The 13,717-nt window shown below is 66.0% G+C and carries 15 protein-coding genes; 10 read left to right on the plus strand and 5 right to left on the minus strand.

Features of this window, described 5'->3' with window-relative positions; genetic code table 11:
* Positions 1-107: 107 nt before the first annotated feature.
* On the plus strand, positions 108-785 hold the full coding sequence (locus tag H0264_RS15180) for a FadR/GntR family transcriptional regulator (protein WP_220139984.1): 678 nt from the start codon (positions 108-110) through the stop codon (positions 783-785).
* Positions 786-1,152: 367 nt separating this feature from the next.
* Positions 1,153-2,556: a wax ester/triacylglycerol synthase domain-containing protein gene (locus H0264_RS15185; RefSeq protein WP_181585572.1), complete on the plus strand. Its 1,404-nt coding sequence runs from the start codon at positions 1,153-1,155 to the stop codon at positions 2,554-2,556.
* On the opposite strand, the gene H0264_RS15190 is transcribed toward H0264_RS15185, so the two are convergent.
* A complete protein-coding gene (locus H0264_RS15190; RefSeq protein WP_181584554.1) occupies positions 2,448-3,080 on the minus strand; it encodes a TetR/AcrR family transcriptional regulator in 633 nt (210 codons plus the stop codon). The genes H0264_RS15185 and H0264_RS15190 overlap by 109 nt on opposite strands.
* Before the next feature lie 72 nt (positions 3,081-3,152).
* On the opposite strand from H0264_RS15190, the gene H0264_RS15195 reads away from it, so the two are divergent.
* The 6 genes from H0264_RS15195 to ligD all read left to right on the plus strand — a co-directional run bounded on the left by H0264_RS15195 (position 3,153) and on the right by ligD (position 9,739).
* Positions 3,153-4,154, plus strand: coding sequence for a GlxA family transcriptional regulator (locus tag H0264_RS15195; protein WP_181584555.1), 1,002 nt, complete (start codon positions 3,153-3,155; stop codon positions 4,152-4,154).
* Between the two features lie 99 nt (positions 4,155-4,253).
* Positions 4,254-5,216, plus strand: a complete 963-nt coding sequence (locus H0264_RS15200) for an alpha/beta hydrolase (protein ID WP_181584556.1) — start codon at positions 4,254-4,256, stop codon at positions 5,214-5,216.
* A gap of 29 nt (positions 5,217-5,245) precedes the next feature.
* A complete protein-coding gene (locus H0264_RS15205) occupies positions 5,246-5,956 on the plus strand; it encodes an alpha/beta fold hydrolase (protein WP_181584557.1) in 711 nt (236 codons plus the stop codon).
* 155 nt (positions 5,957-6,111) lie between these two features.
* Positions 6,112-7,581: a glyceraldehyde-3-phosphate dehydrogenase gene (locus H0264_RS15210; RefSeq protein ID WP_181584558.1), complete on the plus strand. Its 1,470-nt coding sequence runs from the start codon at positions 6,112-6,114 to the stop codon at positions 7,579-7,581.
* A 123-nt stretch (positions 7,582-7,704) separates the two neighbouring features.
* Entirely contained in the window at positions 7,705-8,718 is a 1,014-nt protein-coding gene (locus H0264_RS15215) for a YncE family protein (RefSeq protein ID WP_181584559.1), read from the plus strand.
* Between the two features lie 64 nt (positions 8,719-8,782).
* Positions 8,783-9,739 (plus strand): non-homologous end-joining DNA ligase, encoded by a 957-nt coding sequence (gene ligD, locus H0264_RS15220; RefSeq protein WP_181584560.1) that lies wholly within the window; start codon positions 8,783-8,785, stop codon positions 9,737-9,739.
* 38 nt (positions 9,740-9,777) lie between these two features.
* Here the strand turns inward: ligD and H0264_RS15225 are convergent, their stop codons facing one another.
* From H0264_RS15225 to H0264_RS15235, 3 genes are read right to left on the minus strand one after another with little or no spacing between them, the layout of a single operon-like run.
* Positions 9,778-10,614 (minus strand): helix-turn-helix domain-containing protein, encoded by an 837-nt coding sequence (locus tag H0264_RS15225; RefSeq protein WP_181584561.1) that lies wholly within the window; start codon positions 10,612-10,614, stop codon positions 9,778-9,780.
* Positions 10,615-10,617: 3 nt separating this feature from the next.
* On the minus strand, positions 10,618-11,136 hold the full coding sequence (locus tag H0264_RS39210) for a DUF6879 family protein (protein ID WP_181584562.1): 519 nt from the start codon (positions 11,134-11,136) through the stop codon (positions 10,618-10,620).
* A complete protein-coding gene (locus H0264_RS15235; protein ID WP_181584563.1) occupies positions 11,117-11,446 on the minus strand; it encodes a hypothetical protein in 330 nt (109 codons plus the stop codon). The genes H0264_RS39210 and H0264_RS15235 overlap by 20 nt, the downstream gene beginning before the upstream one ends.
* Positions 11,447-11,828: 382 nt before the next feature.
* Here H0264_RS15235 and H0264_RS15240 point away from each other — a divergent pair, with 382 nt between their 5' ends.
* Positions 11,829-12,173, plus strand: coding sequence for a hypothetical protein (locus H0264_RS15240; protein ID WP_181584564.1), 345 nt, complete (start codon positions 11,829-11,831; stop codon positions 12,171-12,173).
* A 5-nt stretch (positions 12,174-12,178) separates the two neighbouring features.
* Positions 12,179-12,583: a VOC family protein gene (locus tag H0264_RS15245; RefSeq protein WP_181584565.1), complete on the plus strand. Its 405-nt coding sequence runs from the start codon at positions 12,179-12,181 to the stop codon at positions 12,581-12,583.
* Here H0264_RS15245 and H0264_RS15250 read toward each other — a convergent pair.
* Positions 12,529-13,662, minus strand: coding sequence for a hypothetical protein (locus H0264_RS15250; RefSeq protein ID WP_181584566.1), 1,134 nt, complete (start codon positions 13,660-13,662; stop codon positions 12,529-12,531). The genes H0264_RS15245 and H0264_RS15250 overlap by 55 nt on opposite strands.
* Between the last annotated feature and the right edge of the window lie 55 nt (positions 13,663-13,717).

Raw genomic sequence — 13,717 nt, forward strand, 5'->3', positions numbered from 1 at the left:
TGAAGGTAATTGGGATCACACCGGCTGTCAACGTCGGGGTGTCTCACGGCGGAAATCGCGGGGTCCGGTGTTTTGCGTGGCCTCGAGCGAATCGCGATACTGGTCGCGTGACGGTCGGAGAAGGACAGGTGCAGCGCATAGGCGCTACGGAAGCGGTCTTTCGCCGACTCAAATCCCTCATCCAGGACGGCGAGTACGCGGTGGGCGACCGCCTCCCCGGCGAAATCGCCCTCGCCAAGGAATTCGGCGTCAGCCGCCCCGTCGTCCGCGAGGCCCTGCAAGCCTGCGCCATCCTCGGCCTCACCGAAACCCACACCGGCAAAGGCACTTTCGTCGTGTCCGCCAAGGAGAGCGCCAAACTCACCTTCGCCGGCATCGAGGCCCGTCACCTCATCGAGGCCCGCCAGCTGGTCGAGATCCCCGCCGCCGGTTTCGCCGCCGAACGTCACACCCCCGCCCAGCTCCAGGCCCTCTTCACCCTCCTCGACCAGCTGGCCGCCACCACCGATGCCCACGAATGGGTCCGCCTCGACGGCGAACTCCACACCGCCATCGCCGCCGCCAGCGGCAACACCATGCTCACCTCCATGGTCGCCGACACCCGCCGAGCCCTCGACGTCCAATCCGAATTCCTCAACCTCACCCAGGACCGCCGCGCCGACTCCGACCGCGAACACGAAGCCATAGTCCGCGCCATCGAGGCCCGCTCCGCCGCCCGCGCCCGCCACGCCATGTCCGACCACCTGGACCGCGTAGCCGAAACCATTGCCCGCATAGCCGATTGACGCTCTCGCGCCCGGCCCCCGGGTGCCGTTCGCCTCAGGCAGGGCCTCGCGTGGCGGCTCTGCCCAGGGGTCAGTGGGGCGGGCGGGTCAGTTCGTAGCCGTGCGCGAAGTAGTCGCCTCTCGGCATGGCGCCATCGACTCCAGGGCGGTCACGCACCTTGACCAGTCGGTTGAATCCCGTGTGCCGATACCGGATTCGGGGTCCGACTCTGGCCGTGGCGATGAGGGCGGTCGGGGCTGATCGGTTCGGCGTCGGGGACCTTCGCCCCTGCCGACGTCCGGGGTCGTGCGGTCACGATGAAGTCATTGCCCGGTGGTGGGCGATGGCGACGAAATGGTGCGGACGATGAGCACAACCGATTCTCATATGTCACAGTCGGATCTGTTCACTTGGAGCATGGAGCAGGATCCGAGCCTTCGATCGACGATCGTGACGGTGCTGATCTTGGATTCCGAACCGGAGTGGGATCGGTTGCTGCGCATGCTCGATCGGGGGACGCGGGCGGTGCCGCGGTTCCGGGACAGATTGGATGTGGTGCCGTGGGGGCTGGCGCCGCCGCGCTGGGTGCCCGACCCTGATTTCGATTTGCGCTGGCATGTCCGGCGTTCGGGGCTGCCGCGGCCGGCCGACCTGGCCGAGGTGCTCGAGTTCGCGCGGATCGAGGCCATGGCCGCGTTCGATCCGGCGCGGCCGCTGTGGCAGCTCACCGTGCTGGGCGGGATGGCGGAGGGCAGGTGCGCGCTCGTGCTGAAGGTGCACCACAGCCTCACCGACGGGGTCGGCGGTATGCAGATCGCCGGTGAGATCCTCGATTTCGCTCGGGAGGGCACACCCCGGGAGCCGATCGCCGAGGCGGTGTCGCCGCGGGGCGGGGCGCTGGGTGATGTCGTCGCCTGGAATTGGTCGACGGGTGCGGATCTGGTGCGCGGTGGGGTGGCGGCGCTGCCCGGGATCGCCCGGCGGACGGTCACCGATCCGGTGGGCCTGGTCCGGGACGGGGTGGCATTGGCCAGATCCCTACTGCGACTTGCTCGTCCGGTGATCAGCACGCTCTCGCCGGTCATGTCCGAGCGCGGATTGGGGCGGCGGTTGACCGTGCTGGAGGTGCCCTTGGCGGCCTTGCGTGAGGGTGCCCGGCCGACCGGGGGCACGATCAACGACGCCTTCCTGGCCGCGGTTTCGATCGGCTTGCGCGCGTACCACGAGCGGCACGAGCAGCCGGTCGATCAGCTGCGCGTGGCGATGCCGATCAGTCTGCGCCGAGCCGAGGATCCGATCGGAGGCAATCGCATCACCTTGGCGCGGTTCACGATTCCGCTGGATTCGGCCGCCACCGCGGAGTTGATGCGGGCGCTCGCCGACGCGGTCGAACGGTGGCGGCACGAACCGGCGGTTCCGCTGTCGAATGCCGTGGCGGCCACCTTCAACCGGTTGCCGGTGGGTTTGCTCACCGACATGTTCAAACACATCGACTTCATCGCGTCCGACGTTCCGGGCTCGCCGGTCGCGCTGTATCTCGCCGGCGCGAAGGTCGAGCGGATCTACCCCTTCGGGCCGACCACTGGCACCGCCTTCAACATCACCCTGATCTCTTACCTCGAAACCTGTTTCCTCGGAATCAATTCCGACACCGCCGCGGTACCGGATCCGGCGGTGCTGACCTACTGCCTGGGCGAGGGTTTCCGGACGGTGGTCTCCCGGGCTGCCGCCGCGCCGCCCTCGGCGGGCGTCAACGCGGCCGCGGAAACCCTCGCTGTGCCGAACAACTGATCGCGGGGGATGCCCAGGCGGCTCGAGTGGATCAGGCCCTGGGCCATGGCGATGATGGCGGCGCTGCGTGCGCCCAGCGTGGAGTCGTCGACGCCGGCTCGGCGCAGGCGCTCGGCCACCGCCTGTTCCATGGCGGTGGTGGTGCGGGCGCTGAGGGTGATGACCTCGGGAATCCGGTGGCCCAGTTGGGCGATGCTGTTGAGCATCAGGCAGCCGCGGCGGTCCGGGTGGGAGGTGCAGTCGTCGATCACCGCTTCCAGCAGGGCTTCGACGGCGGCGCGGGTGGAGCCCGGGGCGGACAGGATCGTGTCGCGGATGAAGCGGGCGCGGTGGTCGCAGTAGCGTTCGAAGGCGGCGAGGAACAGGCCGCGCTTATTGGCGTAGGCGCCGTAGATGCTGCCGTTGCCTACGCCGGTGGCGCGGGAGACGTCCTCCACCGAGGTGTTGTCGAAGCCTTGTGACCAGAACAGTTCAGTGGCGGCGTCCAGCAGGCTCGATTCGTCGAACTGTCGTGGCCGTCCCATGTGGTCACGGTAGCAGGTGGGTTGCGACACATTGGTTTGTTCTGGAGGCGCGCCTCCAGAATACTGGCTGACATGGCCACCGATATCGCAGAGCGAGCCCGCCGTCGCGTGGGGATTCTTGTATTCGATGGGGTGAAGATGCTCGACTTCGTCGGGCCGGCAGAGGTTTTCGTGGAGGCCAATCAGGCCGCGCCGGGGTACGAGGTGGTGCTGGTGTCGGCCGATGGGGAGAATGTGCAGACTTCCATCGGGGCGCGGATCGAGGTGAGCGGGCGGGCGGTCGACGCGGGTCGGTTCGATACGGTGATCATTCCGGGCAGCGAGCTGCCCGCAGCGAAATTCGTTACGCCCGAGGTGCTTTCGGCGGCGCGGTGGATGTCGGCGCATACCCGGCGGCTGGCTTCGGTGTGCAGCGGGGCCGCGGTGCTGGCGGAGCTGGGGGTGTTCGACGGGCGGCGGGTGACCACGCATTGGAAGTACGCGGCGGATCTGGCGCGGCGGTGCCCATCGGCGAGGGTGGAACCCGACGCGATCTTTGTCCGGGACGGGAACCTGTACAGCTCTGCGGGTGTCGCGGCGGGAGTCGATCTGGCGCTGGCGCTGGTCGAGGAGGATTACGGCGCAGACGTGGCGCGGCGGGTGGCGCAATTGCTGGTGGTGTACATGCAGCGCTCGGGCGGGCAGTCGCAGTTCTCGGCGTCGCTGACCGGACCGGTCGCGCGAAGTCCCCTGGTGCGCAAGGTCGTTGATTTGATCTGCGCGGATCCGGCCTTTCCGCACACCGTGCAGACGCTGGCCGAGCACGCCCGGGTGAGCGTGCGGCATCTGACCCGATTGTTCCGGGCCGAGCTGGAGCGGTCGCCGGCCGAGTATGTGGCGTTCATCCGCTTCGGGGTGGCGCGGGACATGCTGCACGCGGGACACACCGTCACCGAGGCCGCGATGGTTGCCGGATACGGCAGCAGCGAGGCGTTGCGCAGGGCATTCATCGCGCGGCTGGGGATTTCGCCGCGCAAGTACCAGCAGCGATTCCGGACTACGGGGCCGGTCGGGCCGGTGGCCGCGGTGTCCTGATCGGTGGCTTTCACGGCCGATGGAGAGGGGCGCGGCGAAGGTTGCCCGGCGGAAACTGGGTGTGGCGCAAAGCCATCTAGAGATTCAGGAAGGATCACCATGTCCGGAAATCCGCTGGGACTCGCGCTCGAACCTGCCGCGCAGGAGTTCGTCGACGCGACCTCCCAGCCGCCGTTCCTCTACCAGCTGGCTCCCGAGGAAGGCCGCAAAGCCGTTGACTCGGTGCAGGATTCGCCGATCTTCAAGCCGGAGATCGACGAGGAGTGGATCACCGTGGAGGGCGGTCCGACCGGATCGGTGCGGGCGCGCATCGTGAAGCCGCAGGGTGCCACCGAACCGCTCCCGGTCATCATCTACACCCACGGCGCCGGATGGGTTTTCGGTGACGCGCACACCCATGATCGGCTCGTGCGCGACCTGGCCGTCGGGGTGCACGCGGCCGTGGTGTTCCCGGAGTACGACCGCTCGCCGGAGGTCCGGTACCCCGTCGCCAATGAGCAGTCCTACCGTGTGGCGCAATGGGTTTCGGCTCACGGAGCGGAGAAGGGGCTCGACGCCTCGCGGATCGCGGTCGCCGGTGATTCGGTCGGCGGCAATATGGCCATCGCGCTGACGCTCATGGCCAAGGAGCGCGGTGACGTGTCGTTCGCGCAGCAGGTGCTGTTCTACCCGGTCACCGACGCCGCCTTCGACACCGGCTCCTATCAGCAGTTCGCGACAGGGTACTTCCTGACTCGCGAAGGCATGCAGTGGTTCTGGGATCAGTACACCACCAGTGTGGAAGACCGCGCGCGGATCACCGTCTCGCCGCTGCGCGCCACCACCGAGCAGCTGGCCGGGCTGCCGCCCGCGCTCGTCATCACCGCCGAAGCCGACGTGCTGCGCGACGAAGGTGAAGCGTTCGCCGGAAAGCTGCGTGCGGCAGGCGTTCCCGTCATCCAGACCCGCTACGGCGGCATCATCCACGACTTCGTCATGGTCAATGCCATGCACGACACCAACGCGGCCAAAGCCGCTGTCGCCCAGGCCATCTCGGTGCTGCGCGGCGCGCTGCATGCCTGACCTACCCGACTCGACAAGGAGTTCCATCCATGAGCACTCAGCCCACCATCGTCCTGGTGCACGGCGCTTTCGCCGACTCCTCCAGCTGGAACGGCGTCATCGAAAACCTGCGCGGGCAGGGCTATTCCGTCCTCGCCGCCGCGAACCCGCTGCGCGGCCTGGACTCCGACGCCGCCTACATCGCCTCGGTGCTCGACACCATCGAGGGCCCGGTCGTGCTGGCCGGTCACTCCTACGGCGGCAGCGTCATCACCGTCGCGGCGCAGGGCAAGCCGAATGTCGACGCTCTCGTCTACATCGCCGCCTTCCTGCCCGCCGAGGGCGAGAGCGCGCTGGAGCTGACCGGCAAGTTCCCCGGCTCCACGCTCGGCGAGACCATCCGCGAGGCGCAGTACCCGCTCGCCGACGGCAGCACGGCCACCGAGTTCTACATCCGGCAGGCGGAGTTCCCGGCTCAGTTCGCCGGTGACGTGCCCGCCGACACCGCCGCGCTCATGGCGGCCACCCAGCGTCCGGTCGCCGTCGACGCGTTGCAGCAGCCCGCGGCCGCGGCGGCGTGGCGGTCCATCCGGTCCTACGCCCTGCTCACCACCGACGACAAGAACATTCCGATCGAAGCCCAGCGCTTCATGGCCGAGCGCGCGGGTGCGCAGGTCACGGAGGTCGCGGCGTCGCACGCGGTCGGCGTTTCGCGGCCGGATGCCGTCGCCGATCTCATCGCGCTGGCGGCGAAGAAGTAGCAAATTCGGGGCCGGACGGTCACTGCCGGAGATGAGGCGCAGGTCACAAGAAAATCGGAGGCGTTGCTCACAAAGGGGTTCCGCTGATCGGTGATCGTCCGGCCCTGGTTAGCATCGATATTCGTACAGATCAGAGGGAACCCCGAGGACTTGTGTTGACTACAGACCATCTTGACCGCTGGAACGCCCACGAAGCATCCGCGGAGGCGATGATTCCCATCATCGGACGGCTGTATCGCGAGAAGGGGGTGACGATCCTCCTGCACAGCCGATCGCTGGTGAACAAGTCGGTGATCAGCATCCTGCGCACGCACCGGTTCGCCCGTCAGATCGCCGGCGAGGAGCTGTCGATCGAGGAGACGCTGCCCTTCCTCGAGGCGCTCACCACCCTGGATCTGGGTCCCTCCAAGATCGACCTGGGCCGCCTGGTCATGGCCTACCGCGCCGACGACCGCGGGCTGTCCATCGCCGAGTTCACCGCCGCCGCGCTGGACGAGGTGACCGGCGCCAACAAGGCCGAGCCGCAGGGCCCGCGCGATGTGGTGCTGTACGGCTTCGGCCGCATCGGCCGTCTGGTCGCCCGTTTGCTCATCGAGAAGACCGGTTCCGGCAACGGCCTGAACCTGCGCGCCGTGGTGGTGCGCAAGGGCGGCGACGACGATCTGGTCAAGCGCGCCTCGCTGCTGCGCCGCGACTCGGTGCACGGGCAGTTCAACGGCACCATCAAGGTCGACGCCGCGAACAACACCATCACCGCCAACGGCAGCGTGATCAAGTTCATCTACAGCGACGACCCGAAGTCGATCGACTACACCGCGTACGGCATCAACGACGCCATCCTGATCGACAACACCGGCAAGTGGCGTGACCGCAAGGGCCTCGAGCAGCACCTGCGCCCCGGCATCGCCAAGGTCGTGCTGACCGCGCCCGGCAAGGGCGACGTCCCGAACATCGTGCACGGCGTCAACCACCGTGACCAGGATGTGTCGCAGCAGATCTTCTCCTGCGCCTCCTGCACCACCAATGCCATCGTGCCGCCGCTCAAGGCCATGGACGACGAGTTCGGCATCCTGCGCGGGCACGTGGAGACGGTGCACTCGTTCACCAATGACCAGAACCTGCTGGACAACTACCACAAGGCCGACCGTCGCGGCCGGTCCGCGCCGTTCAACCTGGTGCTGACCGAGACCGGCGCGGCCTCCGCCGTGGCGAAGGCCATGCCGGACTTCAAGGCCAAGATCACCGGCAACTCGATTCGCGTGCCCACGCCGGATGTCTCGGTCGCGATCCTGAACCTGCAGCTGGCGCGGGAGACCACCAAGACCGAGGTGCTCGAGTACCTGCGCCAGGTGTCGCTGTCGGGCCCGCTGAGCCGCAACCTCGACTACACCGCGGCCACCGACGCGGTGTCGAGCGACTTCATCGGTTCGCGCGCGGCCTCGATCGTGGACGCCAATGCCGCCATCGTCGAGGGCGACACCGCGATCCTGTACCTGTGGTACGACAACGAGTTCGGTTACTCGTGCCAGGTCGTGCGGACCGTGCAGTTCATCTCCGGCATCGAATACCCGACCTACCCGCAGCTGGGTGCGGAGGATCGGGTGGCGGAGCCGGCCGGGGTGTAATCCACCCGGATCGTCTCGAAAGCAGGCCGGTCATCGCGGTTTCCGCGGTGGCCGGTTTTCGCGTCGATAGCCGGATCTTCGCAGTCTGCGGTGAGTTACCCTGCGGGCGATGGAGGAGGCGCTATGCCGGGGCTGAGAACTGTTGCCGCAGGGGTGGTCGCCGCGCTCGTGCTCGCCGCCGGCGCTGGATGCTCTACCGCCGTGGAGGATGAAAAGGCCGGGCCCGCAACCGAAATCGGTGCGACCATTCCCATCGACGGATTTCTCCGCAGGGCGGAGATCGACGCCGCGGCCCACACCCTGTACGTCAGCGACTTCCTCGGGTTCGTGTGGCTGATCGACACGGAGACGGATCAGGTCACCGGAAAGATCGAAGTCGGCGCGGGCCCACAGGGATTGGCGATCGACACCGCCGCGCACACGCTGTACACGTCCAACTATCAGGCCGGCACGATCTCGGTGGTCGACACCGTGGAGAAGAAGGTCGTCGACACCATTCCGGTCCCCGGCCATCCGGATCTGCTCGCGCTCGACCCGGCCGCGCACACGCTGTACCTGTCGCACTTCGCCGGCAAGGAGTTGTCGGTGCTCGACACGGCGGGCAAGACGGTGAAGGCCACGATCCCGCTCGATGACTACGCGGACGATCTGGTGATCGATCCCGATGCGCAGCGGCTGTACATCGCCCACATCACCACCTCGAAGGTGACCGTCGTCGACACCTCGACGAACACGATCTCCGCGGCGATCGAGTACGGGGAGCAGCCTGCCGCGCTCGCGCTCGCACCGGACGGGCAGCGGCTGTACGCCGCGCACACCGGGGGTGTGGCGGCGATCGACACGCACACCGCGAAACCGGTCGGCACCGCCTCGATCGGCAAGCGACCGGTCGACATCGCGGTCGACGCGGATTCCCGGCTGCTCTATGTGGTCAACAATGACGGCAGGGCGAAGCAGCTGGGCGGTGACGGCGGGCCGGTGGCGGTGATCGACATGGCGGACAACACCTCGATCGCGACCGTGCTCACCGGTGACAGCCCGCAGGACGCGGTCGTCGATCCGGTGTCGCACAAGGTCTACGTGGTGGTCGTCCTGGACGAGAAGGTGACGGTGCTGAAACCGGCGGGAAGTCGTTGAGCGGCGACAGCGCCCGGACCGGATAGTCGCCTATCCGACCGGTTCGAAGGTTATCGTCGGACGGGTGGCCAGTAAATCGGCGACGCCGGCGGTGGAACTGACCGTCGGCGACCATACGGTGCGGGTGTCGAACCCGGATCGGGTGTACTTCCCCGAGACCGGGGCTACCAAGTTCGATCTCGTGCAGTACTACCTCAGCGTGGGCGACGGCATCGTCAACGCCCTGCGGGACCGTCCGTGCATGCTGCACCGTTTTCCGAAGGGGCTGCCGGGCGGCAAGGTGCACCAGAAGCGGATTCCCGGCGGCGCACCGGACTGGATTCCCACTGTGCAGCTGTACTTTCCGCGCTACGGCCGGACCGCCGACGAACTCTGCGTCGAGAAACTCGCCGATATTATTTGGGCGGTACAGATGTCCACCGTCGAATTCCACCCCTGGAACTCCCGCCGCTTCGACACCGAACTGCCCGACGAATGGCGCATCGACCTCGACCCCATGCCCGACTGCCCCTGGTCCCGAGTCCAGCGCGTAGCCGGTGTCGTCCACGAGGTGCTCGACGAACTCGGCGCGGTCGGCTGGCCGAAAACCTCCGGCGGCAAAGGATTACACATCTACGTCCGCACAACCCCCCGCTTCGGCTTCCAAGATGTCCGCCGCGCCGCCCTGGCCTTCGCCCGCGAGGTCGAACGCCGCGCCCCCACCGACGTCACCACCACCTGGTGGCGCCGCGACCGCGACCCCCACCTCGTCTTCGTCGACTACAACCAGAACGCCCGCGACCACACCATCGCCGCGGCATATTCGGTCCGAGGCATCCCCGAAGCAACCGTCTCAACCCCGGTCCACTGGACCGAAATCCCCGACATCAATCCCGCCGACTTCACCATGACCACAGTCCCCAAACGCTACGCCGCCCTCGGCGACCTCCACGCCGGCATCGACAACGCCGTCTTCGACATCGAGCCGCTGCTGGAATGGGCCAACCGCGACAAAGTCGAAGTCGACCTCGATGAGGAGTGAGACGCGTTCCAGCGCAATGACTTCACCAGGCCGAACGGCTATTTGATCCGCGCGTCCGTGGCCCGGCGAATGAGCGTCCGGGCTCGCTCACCGGTGACGGACTGTCCCGCCAGCACATCGAATGTCCGGTGGTAGAGCTTGATCTCTCGCGGCTGGGTGATTGTCAGCTCGGCTGAGATCCCCTCAACGGTCACCCGCCGCTCATCGAACATGACGAAATTGGTCAGCTGCATCGGGAGTTCAGTGCCCAGCGGGACAATCCCGAATGTGACTCGTGGCAACCCCATGGCCGCCAGCAATCTGTCCAGTTGCCCGCTCATCACCGAGTCTCCACCGACGTTGTTGTATAAAGCTTGCTCGCCCATGAGGAGATGGAACCGCCGGTCACCCCGGTAGAGGACCTGCTGACGCTCCAGGCGCTTCGCTACGCCTTCATCCAAGTCATCAGGTATCCCGTGAAATCTGATAGACCGCCGCAGGATCGCCTCCGCGTATTCGGCGGTCTGGAGCAGTCCTGGAATCAACATCGGTTGGTACACCCGCATAACCTGAGCGTTCTGCATCAGGCGCAGAATCTCGTGCTGCTTCTGCTTCGTTCCGCCACTGAGCGTGCGTCGCCACTCTCGATAAGCGGTCTCGATATTCCGCAGGGTCGCAAGCAGATCGGGTATCTCGCTCTGGGCTCCGGTGAGGTTGCACCACACCTGAATGTCAGCCACTGACGGCTGGGTCTTGCCGTACTCGATTTTCGGGACCCTCGTCTGATGCCAGCCCGCCCTGCGGGCAAGCTCGCTACCGCTGAGCCCGGCAGACTGGCGAAGCTCCCGGAGGCGTCCCCCGAGAGCTTCGCGTGCTTGTTGTACCGAATTGGTCACCGGTCAGAATTCACCGGCGTACTGGTGGAACGGGACTGCTGATTGCCAAAGCTTCTCCTTCACGCTGCGGCAGTAAGCCGCAATTCCGGGGTCAGTGGTGATGGCCGCACCAGCGGGCTTACCGTCGTCGTCTACCAGGTTGAAACCTACCGTCGCGTCATCGAATAGCCACCAATCGTCCGAGGGCACCTCCCCGGCGAGATGGCGGGGTAGGTACCGAATGTCTTCGCCGGCATCAACGTTGCTGGCCGTGACCGAAAGCAGCCAACGCTGATAGTCGCTGTGCGGCTCGGTCACCACGCGTACCCGAGTAATCCGCACACCGCGAATAACGGTCTCCTGGATCAGATCTGTCCACGGTCGCTTGTCGTAATCCGGCGACGGGGGTTCACCATTCAGGAATCTGCGTAGGGGCTCCGACTCGGCGGGCACCGAGTAGGTGTCTCGCACCTCGAGGTGGAATGCCTCTCGCTCGGCCTCTCGGAAGAGTTCGGGCCAAGGGCTAGGCTGCCGCAACAACACCGTAGAAAGTCCTCTCCGACTTCGGCACTTCGATGGCGGTCTCGTGGGGCTCCACGCTCATCTGGTTCAGCGTCTCAGGCTCGGTAATGGGTCGTCCAGAGACCAGGAAGGTCCCCCGGCCGGTGTCATTCAGGTTGGCACCGACGAATGTGTCAGGCTCCGCGAACCCCAGCAGGAGGTGCGGAATCTCCACTGTCCCTGGCATGTCCGTCTTCCAGCCGACCACAACGTAAGTGCTGGTGTCGGTCGCGAACAGTGTCGGGCATTCGCCGTCACCTGAACCACCCTTGCCCAGGAATTTCAACAACATGATGAGGCTCCTATCGGGACTACGCGCATTTATGCTGCCATCTCCTGATTGTCTCCCTCAGATATGTTGTCTGAACTGGGTTTAGGTGAATCTGGCATAGATGAGCATAGATGTGGTTCAGGAGGCTCAGGTTTTCTACCGTCGGGTGTGGCTGAACTGGCCGACACCGAAGCCGAGCGACCAGGGCGAGGGCTGACATGACTGAGCGCAGAAGGATTTACAGCTTTCCTGGCGGGGTCTTGGAGATCAACGACTACGGCGAAGCCGACACGGGAGGGGTGTACCTCGAGTGGCGGGCCGGGGAAACATTCGAGCCCTTCCCGGAACCTCCGGCCCACCATGAGCTCCCGGACCACGATGCAGACGAACGGAGAGGCGCGTAATGCGTTGGAAGCCAACCTGTCTGGGCTACCTCAGAACCGATGTATCCGGCCTGGCTCAACTCTGGGATCAGGCCGAAATCCGGAGACTCGCAAGCCGTCTCGGCTACGACTTCGCCGACATGGTGATCTTCGACCCGAAGTTCGCCCGACCCCCGCTGGCCCGCCTGAAGGCTCAGGCAACCCGGTTGGACGCTGAAGCGGTAATAGTGCCGAGTGCTGCCCACTTCGAAGGTGGGGAGATTCCAAGCGCTCTGATGGCGCGGCTCTACGTGATCACGGTGAGTCCTGAAGAGCACTTCACGGGAGAACCCGGGCGAACCGTTCGTCGTCCTGGATTACGGTGAGGCCCATGGGTTTCAGGGTGGAGCGGGTTGATCACATCGTGCTGAACTGTCGCGATGTGGGGGCTACCGCTGACTGGTATGCGCGGGTGCTCGGGATGACTGTCGAGATCTTCGGGGCGGCGCGGCGGACAGCGTTGACCTTCGGGAATCAGAAGATCAATCTGCGGCCGCTCGGCGCGCTGGGGGACGATCCTGATTGGGAGACAGGCGTTGTCGAGGCGGCGGGGGCGGGGGATTTGTGTTTCATTACCTCGGCTACGCCTGAGGAGGTGCGTGAGCATCTGATTGCTTGCGGTGTGGAGATCACCAAGGGGCCGGTGGTCAAGGTTGGCGCCCTTGGTGAGATGGTGTCGCATTACTGCCGGGATCTGGACGGGAACTTGATCGAAATCTCGGTGTATCCAGGGTGATTCAGCGGAAGTAGGGGGTGGGCTGGATCCAGTGGAAGCCGCGGGAGATGGCGGCGGAAGCGTTGTGGGGTGGCGGGGGAGTTGGCGGGGGTGTCGGTGAAATCGGTCAGGGCGGGGAGCTGTTGGCCGGAGAGGGTGAAGTCGGTGACGTTCCAGATGCCGTAGAGGGGGGATTGCGGGCGGGCGTTGCCGTAGGTCTGCCAGGCTTCGTGGCCTTCATTGGCCGCTGTGACCAGGAGCCAGAGGCCCAGGATCAGCTGGCCTGCCAGCATGATTCGGTTGCCGTGCGGGGTGGTGAGCAGGGGCTCGGGGGTGCGCGGGGCGAGGGCGTGGCCGATCGACGCTTTCACGATGCGGAGGATTTCGGGGGCGGCCAGAACTGTTGCGAAGGCCAGCAATTGGAAGGAGAACAGTTTTACCGGGACGTCGTAGGTGAGGTTGAGCAGTAGGACCTGGAGGGCCACGATGAAGGACAGGACTGCGCCCAGGCCGGCGGTCAGGGGGACGATCAGCAGTAGACCGGCGGTGATTTCGGCTGCGCCCAAAGCCATTTCGTAGCGTTCCGAGCCTGCGGTCTGGGCCCAGAGGGTCATCATCGGGCTCATGTCGCCGAAGGGTTCGACCAGGCGTTCCAGGCTGAATGCCATTTGTGAGGGCAGGAGTTTCACCATGCCGTACAGGAGCAGGGCGCTCGCCAGTGCCATGCGCAGAACCAGCCGGAACCATTCGTAGAGGCGGACGTAGGCCGGACGTCGGCGGTCGAGAACCGACCAGACGGTTGCGACCACGAGCGAGACCAGCAGGAGCGTGCAGACCGCGATCCACTGGGTGGCCGTGTCTCCGCTGCCGGTCGGCGTGTAATCGACGGCGGTGTGGAAGATCCCGGTGCCGATCCAGTCGGTGAGCGGATGCAGGGCCGTCCACGTCGACACCTCCACCACCGTCTCCTGTGCCATCCCGGTCGAGGGCAGCAGCGCGTGCAGCAGCCAGACGCCCGCCGTGCCGACACCACGCCGATTCCCTTCGAGCTTTCCCGACGCCAAATCCAGTGCGGGCGTGAACGTTATGGCTGTGATCAACCTCGGCGTATCCGGCAAAAACCTTGCCCCGACCGCCGGTGCCCCCGGAACCGCT

Source organism: Nocardia huaxiensis, assembly GCF_013744875.1.
Classification (GTDB): Bacteria; Actinomycetota; Actinomycetes; order Mycobacteriales; family Mycobacteriaceae; genus Nocardia; species Nocardia huaxiensis.